Genomic DNA, 21999 nt, shown 5'->3' on the forward strand with positions numbered 1-21999 from the left:
CACTGTACTTAATGATGGAGAGCGATGATTCGCGTAAACGATCTGACGAAAACGTTTAAAGACTTTACAGCCGTGAAGGGAGTCTCCTTCCACGTCGCTCCGGGGGAGATCTTCGCCTTCCTCGGGCCGAACGGCGCGGGCAAGACAACCACGATCAAGATGCTGACGACGATTCTTCGTCCAACCAGCGGGACCGTGGAGCTGGATGGGCTGAACCCTGCGAAAGACAAGATGGCAGCTCGGAAGAAGTTCGGCATCGTCTTCCAGGACAGCAGCCTGGACGTCGAGCAGAGCGCTTACGAGAACATGGAGATGCACGGCGTCCTTTATCACATGCCGAAAAAGGAGCGCGTCCAACGCATCGAGCTCATGCTGAACACCTTCGAGCTGTGGGACCGCCGCAAGGAGTATGTGAAGAAGTTCTCCGGCGGCATGAAGCGCAGGCTCGAGATCGCGCGTGGCCTGATGCACAGCCCGAAGATCCTTTTCCTGGATGAGCCAACCCTGGGTCTCGATCCGCAGAGCCGCAACCAGCTTTGGACGCACGTGAAGCAGCTGAATGAGATCGAGAACACAACGATCTTTCTGACGACACACTATATGGACGAGGTGGAGCGTGTAGCGCACCGCATCGGCATTATGGACCACGGCGGGTTAATCGCACAGGGAACAGCGGCCGAGTTGAAGGAGCAGACGAACACGGCCTCGCTCGAAGATGCGTTTCTCGCACTGACCGGATCTTCGCTGCGCGATGAAGAATCCAGTTCCACCGACCAGTTACGCGAGTATGCCCAGATGCAAGGGAGCGGCAAATGATAGTGATTTATATGTTGTGGCTGCGCGAACTGAAGCGTTTTCTTCGTTCGCCGGTACAGTTGGTGGGCTCTCTCGCGCAACCGGCGTTTTTTCTGGTGGCTCTGGGTTTCGGCTTCAATCCGGTCTTTGAGCAGGCGGGACGCGGCAACTACATGCAGTTCATGGCTCCGGGCATGATCGGCATGACCGTGCTGATCAGCGCGGCCTTCTCCGGTGTTGCGGTTCTTTGGGATCGCCAGTTCGGCTCTCTCAAGGAGACGCTGGTTGCCCCGGTGCCTCGCATCTACATCATGCTGGGACGCACGCTCGGCGGCGCGACGGTAGGCGTGCTGCAGGGCGTGCTGATTCTGCTGCTCTGCATGGTGACGGGCTTCCGTCCGCAGCACTGGTATGCCGTGGTGCTGGGCTTCGGCTTCGTCGGCATGATCTCGATCACGTTTGCCGCGCTTGGCATGGTCATCGGCTCCACGCTGAAGGATATGCAGAGCTTCAACGTCGTGGCGAACTTCATGGTGATGCCGATGGTCTTCCTGTCGGGTGCGTTCTATCCGCTGGATCATCTGCCGCTCGCGTTGAGCTTGATTACACGCATCAATCCACTTTCGTACGGGGTGGATGGTCTGCGCGGAACCCTTGTCGGACAGTGGCACTTCAATTACGTGCAGGATATGGGCCTGCTTGGCTGTGTCGGCGTGCTGTTCCTGATCGTCGGGGCTTACTGCTTCTCAAAGATCGAAATCTAATCTTTACGATTCCTTGGGGAATAGCGATGCTTCTCTGCCATCCCCAAGAAATTTGAAAGCCGGACCGGGGAGGTCAACATGCAGTCCGTTCACCAGACGACCTCGGTAAGGATGAGAGCGATCATCTTTGCGGCCGGGTCGGACGGCGAGATTCATCCGCACCTTGGCATCGGCCGTGAACTGATGGAGCGTGGACATCACGTGACCTTCATCACTACGTTCGACTATGTCGATGTGGCGCGTGCGTGTGGCTTTGAGGTGCTGAGCTTTTTAGGCAAAGACGAGAAGCAGGATTTCCTGCGCTCGACAGAGAGGCTCGGGACGATTGCCAAGCTGAAGAGCTACTCCGGATTTCTGACCGGCAAGGCAGCGGAGCTCTGCAACATGGTTGCGAGCAGGCTGGATGAGCAGAGCATCCTCATCGCGCCGCCGTTTTTTTACGTCATTGCAAGACTGCTGCATGCACGTTTTGGGACGCCGTATGTTTCGACGGTGCTGGTACCGGCTCATCTGTACTCGATCAAAGAACCACCTACATTCAAATCGCTGCAGTGGTTTACCTGGCTGCCGTATTCGTTGCGGAAGCTTGTGTTTCGCGTCGGGGAACGGCTGGTGGTCGATCCATTTTTTCGGATGGTGTTGAAGGAACCATGCCGTCAGTTGGAGATACCGCGACCGCGCCACGTCATCAGTGAGTGGTGGTACTCTCCGCAGCGTGTTCTGGCACTGTTTTATGACTGGTTCTGCCCTGCTCCGGCAGACTGGCCGAAGCAGGTGGCGACGACAGGCTTCCAGATGTTTCTTCCGAACGAAGAGACGCAGCAGCTATCGAACGGATTGTCGAAGTTTCTGGATGCCGGCCCTGCGCCGATCGTCTTCAATCCGGGGACAGAGACTCAGAATCCACGCGCCTTCTTTGAGATTGCGTTGAAGATTGTCGAGAAGTTGGGCGTGCGCGGTGTCTTTCTGACGCGGCTCACAGAGCACCTGCCGGAGCTTCCGGAGACGGTGTGGCACGAAAGCTATCCACCGTTTCATCTGCTGCTGCCAAGAGCGAGTGTGCTCGTGCATCATGGCGGTGTTGGAACAATTGCGCTCGCAATGCGCGCCGGTGTGCCGCAATTGATTCTGCCGGGATGGACCGATCAGGTGGACAACGGCCAACGCGCGGAACGGCTTGGCTGCGGCCTGGTGCAGCAGAATCCGCTGGACAGCGACGCTTTGCTGGAGAAGCTGCAATACCTGCTGCACTCTCCCGAAGTAAAAGACGCCTGCCGCCTGGCGCAGGAGAGGATCGAGCCGGGAGCAGTCGTAAGAGGCCGCACGGTCGACATGGTGGAAGAGATCTTTCATCGTACTGCGAAGATTGCGGTGCTGGCTTAAACCAGCCGCTTCCTTTGCGGGTTGTATTCTACGCGGCGAGCACGGCATTTCAGATCGCGGGCGCGGCTTGGCCTTTGATCCTCGATCCGTTTCTCGCGGTGTCGAGTCTCTACAAAGATGACGCACAAAAGCCCGCCAAGCGCGGGCTTTTGTGCGTTTTAGGATGAGTAAAGTGCGACTAGAGCGGTTTCCCCATAGGTATGGAGTTTTCCCCAAAGTTACCCGCTACCTTGTCATCTCGACCGAAGTGCGGGGTCCCCGGAGAACGTTCTTTGTTCTCTGGGGTGCAAGCATGACGGCTTGTTTATGTCATGCGCAGTGGAGAGACCTGCGGCAAAGAACGCCGCCTCCGGTCGAGATGACAATTTTGTAGGGAATCCGAAAAATAAACCCTCTACACCTATAGGGAAACGGCTCTCTTCTTAGCGATAGACTCGCAGAGAGGAAGACAGCAGTCGAAGGCTTCCCAGGATAGGCTTCTCACTCAAAACGAATCTTCGCCATCATGCCTTTGTCTTCATGCTTGAGAAGATGACAGTGGAAGACTGAGATGCCCCGGATGATCGGGTCCGTGAAATCCATGAGGAGGTCGAGAGATTGACCCGGATCGAGATTGACCGTGTCCATCCATTTCGGATCACGGATGAGAGATCCGTCCTTTCCGTAAACGAGAAAATGCACCTGATGAATGTGGAACGGGTGGATCTCGTGCGTACGGTTTACAACGCGCCAGTGAACATAACTGCCCGTCTTCACCGTGACCATCGGATCATCGGAAGGCATGTATTTCTTGTCATTGATGTAGAAACCCTTCTTGTCTTCAGTGAAATTCACGACAAAAGCGGCATCATGCTTCTCCAATTCCTGGATGGCGTGCGAGGAAAGAGGTCTATAAACGGCCTTCTGAGAATCCGCCTCGCTCTGTCTGCTGCGTGTTGATGTATCTTGCCGCCCGGCCGGGTCCAGATCGGCAATCACCATCGCCGGGTTCGGGTCTCCGTCCGGACCAGTATTGACACAAAGGCTCCGCAGAGACGCCTTGGCCCCGAAGGCAGGACCGGTCACGATCGCTTCGAGTCGCCCTGCTGGGGCCAGGAGAACATGCCGGACAGACTCCGTAGGATGATCGGGATTGTGATAGCCAAGAGGCATTCCATCCAGTGCCACCAGGGTCATGTCTTCCGAGTCGATCACGAGGTCTGCATAGAGATCAGGGGAGGGGTTGACAATGCGCCAGAACTGTTTCTCCCCAGGTGCGATCGCGATCCTGGGCCGAACTGTCCCATTGACAGTAAAGATTCTTCCGGGCGCGCCGGGCGCCTCCCCACAAGTTGTTCGTGGAATATCAACCGAGGCTTCGAGGCGTTTCGTGGCTTCATCCCCCTGATGAAGCTCAGCGTCGCGCAGGATGAGTATCTGTTCTTTGAGTCCGCGAAGCCTGGGGACATACCGCTCAATGCCTTCGACAACGATGGCCCCCGACATGCCGTCGAGATCCTGCTGGTAGCTCTCACCATGAGGATGAGTGTGGTACCAATAAAGCCCGGACGGCTGATCGAGCGGTATATCTACCGTGTAGTGAAGGGATTCGCCGGGCATCGCCATCATCGATAGGACATCGTCCTGCGGAGATTTGGGGGATACATGCAGGCCGTGAAAATGAAGATTGGTCATGTTCATGCATGGGCCGTCTACACAAACTTCCCCCGACGAAACCTGCATTCGGTTCAAATACGTTATACGGAGCTTTTGACCGGGCGATACCCGAATCACTGGAGGGACTTCACGCCCTTCGAAGGAGAACGCACCGCGCCCTGAGGTGGGGTCGTTCACCGCGCTCAGTACAAGCGGTGTTCGCGCCTCAGGAGGCTCCGATAACGGGGTTCCAATTGGAGGCACTGTCGTCTGAGCCGATAGGACCTCGACGCCGAGCGTAGAAACAAATGCGAGTAGCCCTGCTGTTCGCAGGAGGCGGCTGAGCCAATGCGTTTTCATCGTACCCTTTCCGCGATCAAATCGCATTGGCCAGCAAGTTTTTTTGCCACGCTACTGAAAAAGAAATGCCAATGACTCGCAGAATCAAGTTTAAAACAACGCCAGCGCAATTCCGCATAACTTCAAGGACGCTCAGGCGTCCAATGGAGGTAAGTCTCTGCCTGTGCGTCCGAAGATTACTTTGAGGAACTCTGCGTGCGACGGATTTTGTGCGGCATCCTTCTTTTCTGCTCCGGTACATTTACTTTAGCTGCGCAGGCTCCTCAACAGGTTGTCGCAGCCAGTCTGGCCGTAAGCTCCAAGACAACGGGTACTCTCTCGGGCACCGTTGCCGATCCGACCGGCGCTGTCATTCCCGGGGCGGCGATCCATGTGGAGCAGCACAGGTCCACGGATTCAAAGATTCCAAACGTCATCTCCGACGCGGTGGGCAATTACAGTATTGCGCTCCCGCCGGGCACCTACGACATCACGGTAGTGGCTGACGGCTTTACACCGTTTCGCTCGGCGGTCACGATCTCCCGTGCGGGCTCGGTCACCCACCTGAATGCCGAGTTGGTGATTGCCACCGAGTCTGAACAGGTCAGCGTGTTCGCTAACCAAAACTCCACCAGCGCCGACGGCAACAAGAGCGCGATGGTGTTTGGGGAGGCGGAGCTCGCCACGATGTCGGACGACGATGCCACCTTCCAACAGCAGATTGAAGCCATGGCAGGATCCAATCCGGCACTCCCCGCCTCGGTGTATGTGGACGGATTTTCCGGCGGCGCGATTCCACCCAAAGATTCCATTCGCGAGATCCGTATCAACCAGAACCCTTACTCCGCACAGTACGGCGAGATCGGGTTTGGCCGTGTGGAGGTCTTTACCAAGCCGGGAAGCGACAAGATTCACGGCCAGGTCATGGCCTATTCCACCGACAATGCGTTCAATACCCGGAACCCCATCACCGGCACCCAGCCTCCCTATTACACGTTGACTCTACGCGGCAACGTGAGCGGCCCTATCGGGAAGAAGACATCGTTTTTCATCAATGGCGTCTATAACAAGCAGCAGAACAACTCGGTCATTAATGCGGCCGCTACGCCTACCAGCGACTCCCCGTTTGTGACCGCCATCGCCAGCCCTACGGTCAATGGCGACTTCAATATCCGTTTGGACCGGCAGGTGACGGCCAACAATATCTTCACCGGCCGCTACGAGGTCAATCATGTAGCGCTGACCAACGGCCTGACGGCTCCGTTTACAAACTTCAACGCCCCGGCGCCGGTTGCCGTGCAGCAGACCCTGCAGACGCAGGCCTTCAATAGTTCAGCCACCACGCAGACCGTACAGCTTTCCGACACACAGAATATCGGCAAGAACAAGATTCTCGAGACCCGCTTTCAATACATCCGGGCACGCACCGGCCAGACCCCGGTCTCCACCGATCCCACCCTGGTGGTCCAGGGCTACTTCAACGGCGGCGGCAGTGCCGCGCAGTCTTCCCGGGACAGCACCAATCGCACCGAGTTTCAGGAGTACTTCTCCATGCAGCACGGCGCGCACTTCATCCGCCTGGGTGGACGCTATCGGACGATTCGCGACGCCAACTACAGCAACGCTGGCTACAACGGGCAATACACCTACACACCGGGCACCAATAGCACGATCACCGCACTGGATAACTTCCATAGCGGGACGCTGAGCCAGTTCAATATCACGACCGGCACGCCCTCCGCCGTGGTCTTCACGGGAGACCTTGGGCTCTACGCCGAAGACGAGTGGAAGGTGCGTAAGAATATCACCGTCAACTACGGCTTCCGCGCCGAGAGTCAGTCCGCTATTCCGGACCATTTCGATCCCGCGCCTCGCGTGGGTGCGGCCTGGGCCATCGGACAAACTGATAAAAAGCCACCGATCGTTACGCTGCGATCGGGGTTTGGGCTGTTTTACGACCGCTTCCAGTACAGCAATATCCTTACGGCCATTCGCCAGCAAACCGGCACTCTGCAGCAATCGTATGTGTTCAACAATCCGCCGTCGGCCTGCATCACGGACCCAGTGCCGTCTTGCGCAGGAGGAGCGGCACAGCAACCGACGCTCTACAGGATCGATCCTCATCTTCGTTCGGAGTACGATGTCATCGACGGCATCAGCGCGGACCGCGATATCGGAAAGATTGGCTCCGTATCCCTCAACTACCTGCACATCCAGAGCGACCGCCAATGGATCTCGCGGAACATCAATGCACCACTTCCAGGCACATTTATCTATGGCCAGCCGAATAGCGGTGTTCGTCCGCTGGGCGGAACACAGAACATCTACCAGTTTTCATCCAATGGCTCTACCGTTAACAATCTGGTGTTCGGCAATGCACAGCTGCATCCCACCAAAAAGATCAATATCTTTGCATTTACCGGATACTTCAAAAGGAACACCGACACAGGTGGGGCGACCAGCTTTCCGACGAACCAGTACCATCTTGCCGCCGATTACGGCCGGGCCGCTTCTCCGACCTTCCAGGTATTCGCCGGTGGGAACTTCAATCTTCCCTTTGGCGTCGACCTCAGTGCGTTAGCAGCCTACTTTAACCGCCAGCCCTTCAATATCACGACCGGCACAGACCTCAACGGGGACAGCCAATTTAACGACCGTCCCAGCTTCGCTACCGCCTCCAGCCCGGCAGCTTCCGTATACAAGACGGCCTTTGGCACCTTCAATGCCAATCCTCAGCCTGGGGAGACCATCATTCCTATCAACTACGGCAAAGGACCCCGCTTCGTCTATACCGGGTTGCGCCTGGATAAAAGCTTTCACTTCGGCAAGGCGCCTGCCGCACCGCCCGCGCCGCCGGCCAAACCTGGGCCCAACGGCAAGCTTCCCCCACCACCGCCTCCTCCCCCCAAGCCTTATGCCCTAAACTTCCGCGCCGAAGCGGACAACGTATTCAATCACACCAACTTCGGGCCGCCGGTGGGCACCCTGGGGCCGCAGTTCGGCCAAAGCCTCTCCCTGAATAACGCCTTCGGCGGCAGCCCGAATGCGAATCGCCTTATCTACTTCGCTACCACCTTCAGCTTCTAACGGCATTTTCCGCATAGGTGTAAAGTATTTATTCCCCCAATTACCCATACCTTGAAAGCCCCCTCTACGCCTATCGGGAAACTGCTCTAACGGCGTCAGCAAGGCTGAATCGCTGTTGGAAGGCATCGCCCGGCTCCTGAATTACCATCAGCAGACGGGGCTGGACGAGACGGCGAAAAGCTGTCTCGGAGCCTTCGCGGCTCCTTCTCCTGCCCCTTCCCTAGCCTTCCCGCTCGAAATCCTAACCTTCGCCTCTTCTACGCGTTAGGCATTCTCATTTATGATTCTTTTTGGATAAAAATGATTGTAATTACATCTTTATGTCATAATTTTGCAACTTTGGTTGACATTTGTACTCCCAAATTTCTATCCTCAGCCACTAAGATGGGTTCGGCCAGCTACCTGATAGAGCTCCCCGAAAGAACCCGCTACATCACCTTTTGCTCTCCCCTGCATGGGGAAAGCTCCCCGTTTGCCAGTACCAAGTGAGGATTTTGCATGAAGAAGAAGTTGTTCCAATATTTGGCCGGATGCGTCCTGGCTTTGCTCGTCGGCCTGCCCGCCGCCTTCGCCCAGACTGTGACAGGATCGATCAGCGGCACCGTGTTCGATCCGAGCGGCGCTGCCGTACCCGGAGCCAGTGTGACCGCTATCAATGTCGGCACAGGCGTCCACACCCCTACCACCAGCAACGCCGACGGAGTGTACGCGATCCGCTTCCTCCCCATCGGCCCCTACACCCTCGAAGTCCAGGCCAAAGGCTTCGCAAAGTTCAGCATTCCGCAGTTCACCCTCGAGATCAATCAGAATGCCAAGTTGGATGCCCATGTAAACCTGGGCACCAGCACCTCGGTTGAAGTGCAGGAGGATGTTGCCCCCATCCTCGATACCACGGATGCGACGCTGGGACTTTCGCTCGACGCAACCGCGATCAATACCATCCCGCTCAACGGGCGCAACTTCTCCTCGCTCACTCTCTTCCAGCCTGGCGCGGTGAGCACCGCACCGACCGGACTGACCGGCAACAACGCCATCCAGCGCAACGCCTTCAACAGCGGCGTGGTGACCATCAACGGCAATCGCGCCCAGGACAATACCTACACGCTCGACGGCATCAGCATCGACGAGACCCAGAACAACCTGATCGGCTACAACCCCTCGCCTGACGCCCTGCAGGAGGTTCGGGTCATCTCCGCGAATGCCCCTGCCCAGTATGGCAACGTAAACGGCGGCGACATCGTCTCCGTGCTCAAGAGCGGCACCAACCAGTTCCACGGCAGCCTGTACGACTATGTTGAGGACCAGAACTTCACGGCGAACACCTGGAGCAACAACTTCCAGGGCGTCGCGAAGACACCCTACACGCAGAACACCTTCGGCGGAACCCTGGGTGGCCCCATCCTCAAGGACAAGCTCTTCTTCTTCATCGACTACACGGGAACCCGGAACCACTCCGGAGGCTTTGGCGCGGCCAGCGTGCTCTCAGCTGCGGAACGCCAGGGCAACTTCTCGGCGGCAGCCGGGCTGGGCTACCAGATCGTAGATCCGCAGAATGGCTACAAGCCCTTTCCGGGAGGCATCATCCCTGTCACCAATCCGGTCGTGCAGTATCTGATCAACAACCCACAGTTCTACCCACTGCCGAACCATACTTCGACCGACGGCCTGGACCAGAATAACTTTATCGGGCCCACGAATAACTTCGTGACCAACGATCAGGGCGACGTCAAAATACAGTACAACCTGCGGGCCACTGACCAGATTACCGCCTTCTACTCTCAAGGTATCGCCACCGGCGGAAGCGTCGCCGTGCTGCCGATCACCTTTCCCATTGCCAACTCTTATCCTGACAAAATAGGTGGCGTCACCTGGACGCATACCTTCTCTCCGAACATCGTGAACGAAGCGCGGTTCGGCTTCACCCGTATCCGGTGGGACTCGAATATTCCCACCGACTCGACCGGCGCCTTCGGCCTGCAGGGAGACCATGTGGTCGGCATTCCGACACCGGCCCCGCAGCAGTTTGTCGGGTTTACGTTTCAAGGGACCTCTGAGGTTACCGGTGTCGGCGATCCGGCTGCGCCGCAACAGCTGCGTGACAACACCTTCAGCCTCCACGACGACCTGACCATTCAGCGTGGCCGCCACCTCTTCACCGTCGGCGCTCAGCTACTGCGCTACCAACAGAACTTCACGCAGTTCGGCGGCGGTGGCCAGTTGGGAACCTACAACTTCAGCGGCCAGAACACCTCATTGCCGAGTGCATCTCTCCAATATGGGCCTGCGGACTGGCTCGTCGATCGTGCGAACAGCCAGGCCATCAGCCTCTCCAATGGCTTCTTTGGCGAGCGGCAGGTTCGCCTCGCGGGTTATGTCCAGGACGACTGGAAGGTTACAGACAAGCTGACCCTGAATCTCGGGATACGGTATGAGTACGACTCTCCGTTCACCGAAGTACATGACCGGATCGCGAACGTAATCCTGGGCGGTCCTCAGCAGGGCCTCGTTGAGTACGCAGGCAGTGTGCCTGCGGGGGCTCCGGCGGGTTCCTTCACCTGCAGCAACGCCGCTTGCTACCAGCCGACGTATACCGAATTTCAACCAAGAATCGGCTTTGCCTATCAGGTGAATCCTCGGATCGTCTTTCGTGGCGGCTACGGTACCACCAGCTTCCTCGAAGGCAGCAGCAGTCTCGCAGCCAATGCCCCGTTCACGACAGCCTTCTCGATCAACTCTACCGCTCCTGTAAGCCAGACCAACCCGGGCAACTTCTTTGCCGAGACCAATGGGTTCCAGGTAGGCGCTCCGGGCCAGTCGAACAACGCAAGCTACACCGCCTACAACCAGAACTACCGTCAGGCCTACGTTCAGGAGTTCAACTTCAACAACGAGATTCAACTGAACAACAGCACCTCCATTCAGTTCGGATACGTCGGTGAACTTAGCCAGCGGCTGATCGATTACCGCAACGGCAACCAGCTCACTCCGGCACAGGCAGCCTCACTGACGGCACAGGGCCTTAACAGCGGATCGCCCGCCGCCTCTATCCCCGTTGCAGACCGGGCTCCCCTCTTCAACCTCGTTGGAGAGAATGGCACGGTCGAGACGTTCGATACCGAAGGCGTTGCTACTTACAACGCGCTACAGATCACGATGCGCCATCGGGTCAGCAAGGGCTTTCAAGCGACGATTAATTACACCTGGGCAAAGTCTCTGACCGACACCAACGGAAATTTCGGAGCGGCAGATTCGTCGGGACCCAATGGCATTCAGGACGGCTACAACATCCACGGCGATTACGGTCCATCTGAACTGGATGTCCGGCATAACCTCGCTGCGAATGGCTCCTACAAGATTCCCTTCGGAAGAGGAGAGATTTTCGGCTCCCACACCAACAGGGCGCTCGATTTGATCGCCGGCGGGTGGACTCTCTCGTCGACGGCAATCGCCTTCTCGGGTCTTCCTGTCACGATCACTGCGAACGACAATAGCAATACCGGCAACTATGGTACCGGCGCGCGAGCGAACCAGTATCGTCCACTGAAGATCGTCAACCGCAGCGTTGCGCATTGGTTCGGTACCGACCCCTCCGCAACGCCCTGCCAAACCACCGACAACGGAGTCTGCGCTTACGGCGTGGCGCTGCCTAACACCTTCGGCACAGCCCACGTCGGTACGGAGCGGGCTCCGGGCTTCGAGCAGATCGACAGCTCGCTCTTCAAGGACTTCCACATCACCAACGCCCAGTCGATCGGGTTCCGTGTGGATGCCTTCAACATCTTCAACTTCGTCAGCTACGATAACCCCTCCAGCAGTGTGAACAATACGAACTTCGGCCAGATCACCAGCAGCAAGAACGGGCCGCGGACGCTACAGTTCGCACTGCACTACGCGTTCTAACTGTTTCGACGTTACAAAGAACGACACACAAACGCCCGCAAATCGCGGGCGTTTGTGCGTTTGGATGCGAGTAAAAGCGGAATGGAGAATCCTCTGTCGGATGCACGTCACAGAGTGCGGCGCCGCTGTATCCATATCCCGCGGCAGGAGTCGAGTTACAAGACTCGCGGGCCTGACACTTTGCTGGACCGGATTACTGACGAGAAGACGACTTATGGGTACTAGGTAGTGTCTGACGAATCTGAGATAGCGGCTTTTGCTTTTGTCTTTGCTTCTGAGATAGGTCCGGGCTTCAGCCCGGACATTCAAGACAGGCGATAAATGGGCTTCAGCCCCTGGGATAGGCTCTCCTCTCGGCAAGCAAAAAATGCCAAGGGGGAGGAAGGCTTGTCCCAGGGGCTGAAGCCCCCCTTCGTATTGGTCCCGTAATACCCGGGCTAAAGCCCGGACCTATCTCAGAGACAACAGCAAAAGCGTACTTGTCGATTCGTCAGACACTACCTAATGCGCTAGACGTTAGTGGCAGAAATGAACCCAGTTCTGCGACAGGGTTTTAAGTCTTTGGAGGCCTTGAATCTAGAGCCTTCTAATTTCGTCTCAAGAACTTACCCTTTGCGGGATATCGCGATAGACAGATGCACGTGCTAGCTAGCTTGTCCCTGGCGTATCTCGTCTGGATAATAGAATGCCTGTATCGCTTTAATCTGTCCGCCTACGATGTGAATTCGGTCGCAAACGTGATCCACCCCGTTGACTGTCTCCATGTCAAAGACGGTCGCGACATAATCTCCTTCGACGATATGCTGCTTTAACTGAATACCCTTAACCATAGGGAGAATATGGGTGAGAAATCCAAATACAGTTGGCCGCCCCGTCAACTTTGGCATGCGAGGGCCTTCAAATATTACGTCTTCGGCAAAGGGCACCTTCGACAAGTCTTTTGTTACAAAACAATCCAAATAAGCTTCAACCGCAGCGACCTTCTGTTCTCTCGACATGGATTCTCCCCGTTCACACATGATCTCAGACGCGATAACTTAGAACCAATCATCCGGGTTTTCGGACGAGTAATCGTATTGACGCGTGTCCCGAGACTTACCCTTTTCGGGACGTTACAGTTTTAGGCTTGAGCCGCCAGTTTCCATCCTCACCATGCTCTATGGATCATTGCGTGTACAACTTTCGAGTTGGCGACCAGCCCGCAGCCTGGGAATGGGGACTAGGTAGTGCCTGACGAATCGACGATCTTTTTCAGGTCTGGCCATCCAAGAGCCACCTCACAAAGTGAGGCACCGCCAATCTCAATCTGCTTGCTCTCCAACCGTTGCGCACCGGCCTTCTCGTAGAAGTGAACCGCCGGATTTTGTTCAAGCACCCACACGAGCATGTTGGTGAAGTCTTTCGCGAGCAATGACGCAGCGAGTACGCCGACTAACTCTCGACCGATCCCTTTTCCCTGCGCCGCCTGGAGCAGGTAGATCGCATACATCTCAGCCTGATAGTCGCCCAACGGCTCACGAAGAGGGCCCCCGCTGGCGAAGCCCACTACGACTCCCTCGACCTCAGCGACATAAACAGAGATATCGCGCTGAAGCCATTCCTGCCATAAGGGAATGCGTTCGGCCTCGTTCAAAGAGGCGAGGTACTCTGCGGGTACAAGTCCGGCATAGGTCGTAAGCCAGCTTTGTACATGCACGTGCGATATAGCCGCTGCATCTTTTACTTCGGCATTCCTGATCAGAGCCATACGCACACCTCGTATCCGATATTTATTGTGTGCAGTGTAGCCTAGAATGGGTCACTGCCTATGAGTCGGCTGATGGAAGCTCACGATGACGAACTCACGAAATTCGAGGCGAGCGGCGCCGCGCCGCTTCCAGCCACGGACGAGTTAGGTTCTATCGAGAACGACGGAGCCCGGATCTGGTACAGCGCTTACGGTATCGGCTCACCTGTCGTCCTGTTGCATGGCGGCCTGGGACACAGTGGCAATTGGGGATATCAAGTCCCCACTCTGATCGCGAACGGCTATCGTGTCATTGTGATCGACAGTCGTGGCCACGGCCGCAGCACTCGCGATGAACAGCCGTACTCCTATGAACTAATGGCCTCTGACGTTCTGGCCGTGATGAACGCATTGCATTTGGATCGGGCCGTTCTGGTGGGTTGGAGTGACGGCGCGTGCACCGCGTTAATCCTTGCGGCGAACGATCCTGCGCGCGTTGCAGGTGTCTTCTTTTTCGCCTGCAACATGGACCCGACGGGTGTGAAACAGTTTGAGCCCACACCGGCACTGGACCGCTGCTTCTCGCGCCACACGGCAGACTACAAACAGCTTTCAGCGACACCGGAGCGGTTTCAGCAGTTTGTGGAAGACGTCAGCCTGATGCAGCGGACACAACCGAATTATTCCGCGCAGGACCTTGCGAAGATCCATGTGCCCGTTAGGATCGTGCAAAGCGAGAGAGACGAGTTCATCCAACGCGAGCATGCAGAGTACCTGGCCCGCACCATTCCGGATGCGTCCTTTCTCCTTCTCCATGGAGTGAGCCACTTCGCTCCGTTGCAGCGTCCCGAGCAGTTCAATACGGCGATGCTTGCGTTCCTAGACGAAATCTATGGCGACTAACCGATAAGAACGGTCCCCGAGACGGGGCCGAGGCAGACGGCATCGCGGAAGAGATTCGTCTCTATACTGGCATGTGGAGGCACCACGCACATGGACGCAGATGATTTGAGGATTGTGGAAGCCGTGGCAAGAATCGGCAGCATGAACCGGGCGGCTGCCGAACTGAACATGGTGCAATCGAATGTTACCGCCCGCGTTCGACTCCTGGAGGAAGAGCTCGGCGTTCAACTATTCGTCAGGCATAGCCGCGGCGTGGAACCGAGTGAAGCCGGACTGCGCCTCCTTTCTTACGGGGAGCAGATACATTCCCTGTTCCAGCAAGCCATCACAGCGGTCAAAGAAGATGGAACTCCAAAAGGCAAACTGAGTATCGGAATGATGGAGACCACGGCTGGACTGCGGCTACCCGCACTCGTAGCCCAATACGCGCAGGAGTATCCGAGGGTCGAGCTGGCCATCATGACGGGTACTACGTCATCTCTGATCCAGCAGGTGGCGGAAAACGAGTTGGATGGTGCTTTTGTGGCCGGCCCTATTCATCATCAAGAACTGAGCGAGGAACCACTCTTCTTCGAAGACCTTGTTCTCGTAAGCTCTTTATCCATACGGAAATTCGATGACCTAGCCAAAGTTGAAAATCTCAAAGCCATTGTGTTTCGACAGGGTTGTTCTTACCGTCAGAGACTCAGCTCTATCCTCGATGGGCTGGATATTCGTCATACGGTGATGGAATTTTCCTCTCTCGATGCAATCATTACCTGCATCACTGCAGGCGTTGGGATCACGCTGCTACCGAAGACGTTGGTGGAGAGACTCTGGGTAGATCAGTCCGTCACGGTGCATGAGCTACCAGCGGATCAGGCGCGGGTAGAGACTGTATTTGTTAGACGGCACGATCATTATCCGACGAGCGCACTCAACGCCTTCCTGAGAATGAGCCGCGAGATCTCGGACGTTGCGATCCTCGATCGGCAATTGCAAGCTATCGACTAAAACGATAGCGGGTATCAGAATAAATCGGGCCTCATAGTCATCTTCTTTCGCATCTATATTGCAGCTTGAACGCAGCAGGTAGCCGCACCAACATGCGGCATCGCCAACATCGAGGAAGCATCCTGATGTTGCAGCTGCGGCGCTGGCAGCATTGATTTCGATAGGAGCAATTATGGCAAGCAAAGGAACAGTGATCGTAACGGGTGGCTCACAAGGTATCGGAGCTGCTGTGGTTCAAGGATTTTTGGATCGCGGATATTCCGTCGTCGCAACTTCGCGAAAGATTACCCAGGCTGGACTAAGCCCCTCTCCGAACCTCGCGCTGGTTGACGGAGACATCGGCCAGGCCGCTACGGCTCAAAAAGTGGCCGACACCGCGGTTCAGAAGTTTGGCTCGATTGATGCCCTTGTCAACAACGCCGGCATCTTCTTCGCAAAGCCTTTCACCGATTACACCGCTGACGATTTCCGCGCTCTCGTCGCGACGAATCTCGAAGGCTACATCTATATCACTCAGCTCGCGGTCAAGCAGATGCTCGCTCAGAAGTCGGGTGGAAGCGTCGTGGCCATCACGTCATCGCTGGTTGAAAATCCCAACAGTAGTTTGCCGGTATCCCTGCCGATGATCACGAAGGGCGGTCTCGAGGCCATCACACGCAACCTGGCCTCGGAGTATTCGAAGGAGCACATCCGCTTCAATGCGGTCGCGCCCGGTAGCGTCGACACGCCTCTTCACAAGGACAACCCGAAGGATTTCCTGAAGACCTTGTCGCCAATGGGCACAATCGCTACTTCGGAGGAGATCGCAAGCGCAGTCGTCTATCTCACCGAATCGCGCCAGATCACAGGGGAGGTGCTGCACGTGGACGGCGGTGCGCACAACGGCAAATGGTAAGCCCGAGCAGTCCGCAGCCAGCCAGCGCGGAGCGCCGGTTGCGGGACCTTGGGATTGTGCTCCCGAAGGCTCCCCACCCGCTTGGGGCATACGTCGAGGCCGTCCAGTCTGGCAATCTGCTCTTCCTCAGCGGAATGCTGCCGGTCAAGGATGGCAAGCTTCAATTCGTCGGGCGGCTAGGGAAAGAGCTCGACGAATCTGCTGGCCAGGAAGCATTACGAACTGCAACCCTGAATGTTCTTTCAGCAGCGAAGGCGCACGTAGGGTCGCTGGACCGTGTGACGAGGGTTGTTAGCGTGAAGGTCTACATGGCAACAGAAGGAGACTTTTACAACCAGCCTATCGTTGCGGACGCCGCATCGGAGATTCTCCGCGATGTGTTTGGAGAGGACAAGATGTCCGTGCGGTCCGTATTAGGAGTGGCCGCCTTGCCTCTCGGTACGCCGGTCATGCTTGAGGTAATGTTCGAGGTCGAGTCATAAGAAGGCGGGAGCTAAGCTCCCGCCTCCTTCGCTGCGTAGAAATGATCAGCGAGAGCGAAACTGATTTCTGCACGAGTAAGGCCAAAGGTTGAGAAGCGTGTTTCTCGTTACCTATTTAGCGTGTTGTAGTCCGTCGGCACTTGCGCAGCAGGAGCGTAGGTCAAGCGAATCACGTCTTCGGCGATTAGTTCGTTCGCAACTAATCGGAGCGACGGCAGGGGGCCCGAGAAAAATGGCTTGCCGCTACCAAGCACGACAGGGTGCAGGTAGAGTCGATATTCATCAATGAGACCAAGGTCGGTGAGGGCTCCAGCCAGGTCCGGGCCCCCGGCTTCAATTTCCCCAACGAGCTGTGCCTTCAGTCCTCGTATCAACGCGTCGATGTCATCGGCGACAAGAGTTGCATTGGGCCCGACCGACTTCAACGAGCGCGACACAACCCACTTTGGTTGACTACGCCATGCAGCCGCGTATTCATGTTCTTCCGCGCCCCAGTCCGCATGGTTTTCATCCCAATAACGCATGATATGGTACATGCGGCGACCGTACACCATGCCCGAAAGTCCGCGCACATCCTCGATGAAGTGACGAAAGAGCGCGGGGCGAGGTACAAATTTCTCGTGGTCGTGGTCGACATAGCCGTCCAGCGACTGGTTCAATGCATAGACGAGTTTTGCCAAGCTACAGACCTCCAAGCCAGATATCAGAACACCTCTGAGGCGAGGTTACATAAAGGTTAAACTCGCCGCAATGCCTTTACCGACTGATCGCTGACGCTAAGTGCGTTTCACAGGACTCATCCGCACCTCAAAGACGCCCGCAGTCACAGAGGATGTTCCGTCGTCGAACTATCCGATCTTCAAAGGGCCGACGACCTTGTAATGGTTGAGGAAGACGCCGGTCCGGGTTGTTTTTGTGCTGAGGAGTTCGAAGGTGCGTGGTGGCGTTCCTTCTCTAAAGAAGCGTTTTCCTGTACCCAGGAGGACCGGGTAGACGACCAGCAGAACTTCGTCCACAAGCCCATGTTCGAGTAGCGGCGATGTCAGTGTGGAGCTGCCGCAGAGGATAAGGTCCGGGCCGGCCTGTGACTTGATGCGGCGAATGCCCTCGACGAGGTCCGGTCCAACGGCCTCGAACGGGCCCCATTCAAGGCTGTCCGGCCTGTGGGTCACACACAGACCGAAGAGAAAGGACGCGACCCTTGGGCGAGAGTGATGGAAGGACTGCAGCGGTTTCATGGAAGGAGAGATGTGGGCACTCATGGCCTTCAATCTGGCAGCTTCCGTCGCGAAATGCGTCGTATCGGCCCGTAAGAAGGGGTTACATGCGGGGATAAGCCCTTCAACGAATGTTAACGTCCGATGATTAACCTCTGGTTATGATCCGAAACGGTGAAGTTGACGCTCAGATGGGCCGCATCCTGAAGTCGTCGATCTTTGCCAGTGCCGCGCGGTCAAGGCAGTTTCTCGAGTTCTGTGTCGGAAGGGCGGTGCGTGGTGAGGTTTCCGATCTCAAGGAGACCACGATTGCCGTCGAGGTCTTTCTGCGCGCTACCGACTACGATCCGAAGAGCGACCCGATCGTGCGGGTGCACGCCCGGCGAGTACGTGAACCTGCGCATCGACCACCGCATCAACGATGCACACTCCTTCTTCGCCCGCTTCGACTGGTTTCAACGCAACAATATCAATCCCGACCCCTACGGCAATGGGCTTTCTTATGAGCCCGGCAACCAACGGCTCCCGGGATACAACATCATGGGCGAGCACACCTGGGTGCTGAGCCCGAACCTCGTCTTCGAACACCACTTCGCCTATGCCCACCAGGAGTCAAACCGCGTGCCGGAGTCGCTCGGCTATAACCCGACCAAACTCGGCTTCAACGGCAACGTCGTCGCAGGCCTCACCGCGCTCAGCTTTCCTGAGATTGCAGCGACCCGTATCAGCAGCATCGGCCCCGAAGGTGGACTCGAGACGGACTTCGGCACCGTCCTTCAATACGCAGCCGCGCTCTCGCAGTTGAAGGGCAAACACTCGCTCAAGTACGGGTTCGACTTCCGCTACTTCCCTACAGGATTGAACATCGCGCAGGAGGTCACGGTGACAGCGAACAGCAACTTCACCGGCGGGCCGAACCCGCAGGCTGCCGGCGGTGATTCGGGCTCGGGCATCGCGGATCTTTTGCTCGGCACCGGCACCGTGAGCAGCGGCTACTCCCCGGGCTTCCACTATAGCCATCCGTACTACGCCTTCTATGCGCAGGACGACTACCACCTCACACCGAAGCTGACTCTCACCTACGGCCTGCGCTACAACCTCGAGCTGCCCGATCAGGAGAGCCAGAACCAGTATGTCTTCCTCGATCTCAACTCCTCGTCACCGCTCAACGCGAAGGTCACTTCGCTGGGCAGCCTCACCGGAGGCCCCGGCTTCGTTGGTGCGAACGGTGTAGGCTCGCGCCTGCAGACCACGCAGAAGCTGAACTTCGATCCGCGCCTGGGCTTTGCGTATCGCTGGAACGACCAGACGGTCGTGCGCGGCGGCTTCGGCATCTTCCATGCGCCGCCTGTCGATCTCGCCAACTCCAGTGCGGGCTTCGCCGCTGTTACTATGTCGAATGCCGCACTGGCCAATGGCGTTACACCGCAGTTCAATCAGGCCAACCCCTTCCCCAACGGCCTTACACAGCCGACGGGCAACTCGCTCGGCCTGGACACGCTGCTCGGCCAGAACATCACGGGTGTGCCGCGTCAGCAGAAGATCAGCTACAGCGAGCAGTGGTCCTTCGATATTCAACGACAGCTTCCGGGCAACTTCGTCGTTACGATTGGCTACGTCGGTAACAACGGCCTGCACCTCTACTCGCCGGTCAACTACAACCAACTCCCCGACGCGGATCTCGCACTCGGATCGAAGCTGCTCGCCACTGTGCCGAATCCGTTCTACGGCGTCATCACGGATCCCACCTCGCTGCTCAGCGCACCGACCGTGCAGTATGGCCAGTTGCTGCGTCCGCATCCGCAGTTCCAGAACATGACCACAACCTCGAGCGTCGGCCAGTCGTCGTATCAGGCGCTACAGCTCTCGGTAGAACACCGGTTCTCGCAGGGACTCGCACTGCTGTTCACCTACACGCACAGCAAGATGCTGGACGATGTCGGTGACTACCTTGTCACCGCACAGGCGCAGGACAATAACTGCATTCCCTGCGAACGTTCGATCTCCCAGCAGGATCTGCCCAACGTCATCCGTCTGAGCGGCCAGTATGAACTTCCCTTCGGACATGGTAAGCCGATGGTGAATCAGGGCTGGGCCAGCCAGGTTGTCGGCGGCTTTACGGTGGGCGCGTTCTTCACCTATGACGACGGCTCTCCGATCACCGTAAGCAGCCCTAACTTCTCCAACTCCTTCGGCGGCGGTACGTCGATGCGGCCCGACGTTACCGGTATATCGACGCATGTACCCGGAGGCCGCACGATGAAGAACGGCAGCCTCTACTTCAACCCCGCCGCCTTCACGGCCACACCCTCGTTCCAGTTTGGCAATGCACCGCGGTATCTTGCCGATGTGCGTGCGCCCGGCACAAAGAACTTCGACATGCTCGCGGCCAAGAAGCTCTACTTCACCAAGCGCTACAGCCTCGACTTCCGCATGGAGTTCTTCAACGCCTTCAATCGCGTCCAGTTTGCAGGACCGAACACAAGCATCGCGTCGTCAAGCTTCGGCCAGATCTTCCTGAGCCAGGCCAACACGCCGCGCGAGATCCAGGCAGGGCTTCGCCTGAGCTTCTAGTACGCAACGCAGCCGTCCGGCGCTGATCCCCATCGGCAGCCGGACGGCTTACTTCTCTCCCAAAGCACCCATACACAAACTACACCTGCGCACCGTGGCTACGAGACCGCAGCTCCAACCGACAATTCCACAACCCCATCGAGGAACTCCATGCTGAAACAAAGTGCTCTCGCCCTCTTCTTCGCGGCCGCTACATTCGCACACGCCGACATCACCCCTCTCGACTGCACCCAGACCGGACCCGACGAGTACAAGCTTAGCTACACGCTCACCGGCAATACTCATACGGTCGAGATCTTCGCCAGCACCAACGCCCAGCAGCCCACCGGCTCCGCACTCCTCAAGACCGGCGAGTCTACCGTCACACTCCACGCAGGCAAGCCTGGTGAACGCGTCTTCTTCTTCCTGAAGGCCGATAGCGGAGAGCAGCGCGAGATTTCCATCCGCCGCCTGCCTCTCGAAGGCACACCGAACTTCCGCGACCTCGGCGGCTACGAGACCACTGACGGCCGCTTCGTGCGCTGGGGGCTGCTCTACCGTTCGGGCGTGCTGACCTATCTCACGCCCGCCGACTATAGCTATCTCAGCCACGCGGGCATCCGCGTCATCTGCGATTTCCGCACCCCCGAGGAGAACGCAGCCGCACCAGAGACATGGATTCCCAACGACACCGCCAAGCACATGGCCCTGCCTATCGGTACCGATGACAAGAACCACAACACCAATGCGGCGATGCAACAGATGCTCGCCACCAACCCCACGCCCGCGCAGCTTCGTGACTGGATGACGAAGGTCTACGCGAACTTCGCCTTCACAGCCGCTCCCGAGTATGCCGAAGTCTTCGCGGAACTCAAGAACGAACGCCTTCCCCTGCTCTACCACTGCACCGGCGGCAAGGATCGTACCGGTGTCTTCAGCGCATTTGTTCTGCTCACCCTCGGCGTTCCTGAGCAAACCGTCCTCAACGACTACGCTCTGACCAATCGCTATCTCAGAGAAGCCAACCCCGCGGCGATCAAGAAGATGACCGCAGCGAGCGGGAGCAGCGCCAGCTTTATGGCGAAGCTGACTCCTGAACAGCAGAAGGCCATGATGGCAGCCGACCCCGAATATCTTCGCGCCACGCTCCGCGCTATCGATGCAAAGTATGGCTCCTTCGACAACTACCGCCGCACGGAGCTGCACGTCTCCGATGCAGACGTCCAAACGCTGCGTAAGCGTCTGCTGAACAACTAGCCACTGTCCCAATCCCTGTAAAGACAAGCCGATGAATCGCCTTTCTGGAGGCGGCTCATCGGCTTGTCTT

At 57.2% G+C, this 21999-nt stretch carries 16 protein-coding genes; 11 read left to right on the forward strand and 5 right to left on the reverse strand.

The genetic code is table 11. The features are described from left to right. The first annotated feature begins 24 nt into the window (after positions 1–24). From HDF15_RS05690 to HDF15_RS05700, 3 genes are all read left to right on the forward strand, one after another. A complete protein-coding gene (locus HDF15_RS05690; RefSeq protein WP_184253603.1) occupies positions 25–816 on the forward strand; it encodes an ABC transporter ATP-binding protein in 792 nt (263 codons plus the stop codon). Further along, complete coding sequence (locus HDF15_RS05695) at positions 813–1559, forward strand: ABC transporter permease (protein ID WP_014267212.1); 747 nt, start codon at positions 813–815, stop codon at positions 1557–1559. Before HDF15_RS05690 ends, HDF15_RS05695 begins: the two co-directional genes overlap by 4 nt. A gap of 78 nt (positions 1560–1637) precedes the next feature. Continuing rightward, positions 1638–2942, forward strand: coding sequence for a glycosyltransferase (locus tag HDF15_RS05700; RefSeq protein ID WP_184253604.1), 1305 nt, complete (start codon positions 1638–1640; stop codon positions 2940–2942). 480 nt (positions 2943–3422) lie between these two features. On the opposite strand, the gene HDF15_RS05705 is transcribed toward HDF15_RS05700, so the two are convergent. Next, a complete protein-coding gene (locus HDF15_RS05705; protein ID WP_311733042.1) occupies positions 3423–4964 on the reverse strand; it encodes a multicopper oxidase family protein in 1542 nt (513 codons plus the stop codon). Positions 4965–5132: 168 nt separating this feature from the next. Between HDF15_RS05705 and HDF15_RS05710 the strand changes: the two genes are divergently transcribed. After that, positions 5133–8003 (forward strand): carboxypeptidase regulatory-like domain-containing protein, encoded by a 2871-nt coding sequence (locus HDF15_RS05710; protein ID WP_184253607.1) that lies wholly within the window; start codon positions 5133–5135, stop codon positions 8001–8003. A gap of 498 nt (positions 8004–8501) precedes the next feature. Then, positions 8502–11903, forward strand: a complete 3402-nt coding sequence (locus tag HDF15_RS05715; RefSeq protein ID WP_184253610.1) for a TonB-dependent receptor — start codon at positions 8502–8504, stop codon at positions 11901–11903. 644 nt (positions 11904–12547) lie between these two features. Here the strand turns inward: HDF15_RS05715 and HDF15_RS05720 are convergent. Continuing rightward, positions 12548–12901 (reverse strand): nuclear transport factor 2 family protein, encoded by a 354-nt coding sequence (locus tag HDF15_RS05720; protein WP_184253612.1) that lies wholly within the window; start codon positions 12899–12901, stop codon positions 12548–12550. A 221-nt stretch (positions 12902–13122) separates the two neighbouring features. Further along, the gene (locus tag HDF15_RS05725) at positions 13123–13650 is read right to left on the reverse strand and encodes a GNAT family N-acetyltransferase (RefSeq protein WP_184253613.1); all 528 of its coding nucleotides are present in this window, start codon (positions 13648–13650) and stop codon (positions 13123–13125) included. A gap of 72 nt (positions 13651–13722) precedes the next feature. Between HDF15_RS05725 and HDF15_RS05730 the strand changes: the two genes are divergently transcribed. The 4 genes from HDF15_RS05730 to HDF15_RS05745 all read left to right on the forward strand — a co-directional run bounded on the left by HDF15_RS05730 (position 13723) and on the right by HDF15_RS05745 (position 16902). Further along, positions 13723–14532 carry an alpha/beta fold hydrolase gene (locus tag HDF15_RS05730; protein WP_184253614.1) on the forward strand — a complete coding sequence of 270 codons (810 nt, stop codon included), beginning with the start codon at positions 13723–13725 and terminating at the stop codon, positions 14530–14532. A gap of 90 nt (positions 14533–14622) precedes the next feature. Continuing rightward, positions 14623–15525 (forward strand): LysR family transcriptional regulator, encoded by a 903-nt coding sequence (locus HDF15_RS05735; RefSeq protein WP_184253615.1) that lies wholly within the window; start codon positions 14623–14625, stop codon positions 15523–15525. Positions 15526–15697: 172 nt separating this feature from the next. Beyond that, positions 15698–16420, forward strand: coding sequence for an SDR family NAD(P)-dependent oxidoreductase (locus HDF15_RS05740; protein ID WP_184253616.1), 723 nt, complete (start codon positions 15698–15700; stop codon positions 16418–16420). Further along, positions 16414–16902: a RidA family protein gene (locus tag HDF15_RS05745; protein ID WP_184253617.1), complete on the forward strand. Its 489-nt coding sequence runs from the start codon at positions 16414–16416 to the stop codon at positions 16900–16902. Before HDF15_RS05740 ends, HDF15_RS05745 begins: the two co-directional genes overlap by 7 nt. 107 nt (positions 16903–17009) lie before the next feature. Here HDF15_RS05745 and HDF15_RS05750 read toward each other — a convergent pair whose 3' ends face one another. Together HDF15_RS05750 and HDF15_RS05755 are read right to left on the reverse strand one after the other, a co-directional pair. After that, positions 17010–17582, reverse strand: coding sequence for a dihydrofolate reductase family protein (locus HDF15_RS05750; protein ID WP_184253618.1), 573 nt, complete (start codon positions 17580–17582; stop codon positions 17010–17012). Positions 17583–17750: 168 nt separating this feature from the next. Next, complete coding sequence (locus HDF15_RS05755; RefSeq protein ID WP_184253620.1) at positions 17751–18164, reverse strand: dihydrofolate reductase family protein; 414 nt, start codon at positions 18162–18164, stop codon at positions 17751–17753. A gap of 345 nt (positions 18165–18509) precedes the next feature. On the opposite strand from HDF15_RS05755, the gene HDF15_RS05760 reads away from it, so the two are divergent. Next, on the forward strand, positions 18510–20693 hold the full coding sequence (locus HDF15_RS05760) for a TonB-dependent receptor domain-containing protein (RefSeq protein WP_184253622.1): 2184 nt from the start codon (positions 18510–18512) through the stop codon (positions 20691–20693). Between the two features lie 150 nt (positions 20694–20843). Beyond that, a complete protein-coding gene (locus tag HDF15_RS05765; RefSeq protein WP_184253624.1) occupies positions 20844–21929 on the forward strand; it encodes a tyrosine-protein phosphatase in 1086 nt (361 codons plus the stop codon). The last annotated feature ends 70 nt before the right edge of the window (positions 21930–21999 follow it).

Origin of the sequence: Granulicella mallensis (assembly GCF_014203225.1) — a bacterium.
GTDB classification, from domain to species: Bacteria; Acidobacteriota; Terriglobia; order Terriglobales; family Acidobacteriaceae; genus Granulicella; species Granulicella mallensis_A.

Bases quoted from the DNA above. Each gene is read 5' to 3' on its own strand.
- HDF15_RS05690 (WP_184253603.1), top strand. From the start codon at position 25: ATGATTCGCGTAAACGATCTGACGAAAACGTTTAAAGACTTTACAGCC.
- HDF15_RS05695 (WP_014267212.1), top strand. From the start codon at position 813: ATGATAGTGATTTATATGTTGTGGCTGCGCGAACTGAAGCGTTTTCTT.
- HDF15_RS05700 (WP_184253604.1), top strand. From the start codon at position 1,638: ATGCAGTCCGTTCACCAGACGACCTCGGTAAGGATGAGAGCGATCATC.
- HDF15_RS05705 (WP_311733042.1), bottom strand. From the start codon at position 4,964: ATGCGATTTGATCGCGGAAAGGGTACGATGAAAACGCATTGGCTCAGC.
- HDF15_RS05715 (WP_184253610.1), top strand. From the start codon at position 8,502: ATGAAGAAGAAGTTGTTCCAATATTTGGCCGGATGCGTCCTGGCTTTG.
- HDF15_RS05720 (WP_184253612.1), bottom strand. From the start codon at position 12,901: ATGTCGAGAGAACAGAAGGTCGCTGCGGTTGAAGCTTATTTGGATTGT.
- HDF15_RS05725 (WP_184253613.1), bottom strand. From the start codon at position 13,650: ATGGCTCTGATCAGGAATGCCGAAGTAAAAGATGCAGCGGCTATATCG.
- HDF15_RS05730 (WP_184253614.1), top strand. From the start codon at position 13,723: ATGGAAGCTCACGATGACGAACTCACGAAATTCGAGGCGAGCGGCGCC.
- HDF15_RS05735 (WP_184253615.1), top strand. From the start codon at position 14,623: ATGGACGCAGATGATTTGAGGATTGTGGAAGCCGTGGCAAGAATCGGC.
- HDF15_RS05740 (WP_184253616.1), top strand. From the start codon at position 15,698: ATGGCAAGCAAAGGAACAGTGATCGTAACGGGTGGCTCACAAGGTATC.
- HDF15_RS05745 (WP_184253617.1), top strand. From the start codon at position 16,414: ATGGTAAGCCCGAGCAGTCCGCAGCCAGCCAGCGCGGAGCGCCGGTTG.
- HDF15_RS05755 (WP_184253620.1), bottom strand. From the start codon at position 18,164: ATGAGTGCCCACATCTCTCCTTCCATGAAACCGCTGCAGTCCTTCCAT.
- HDF15_RS05765 (WP_184253624.1), top strand. From the start codon at position 20,844: ATGCTGAAACAAAGTGCTCTCGCCCTCTTCTTCGCGGCCGCTACATTC.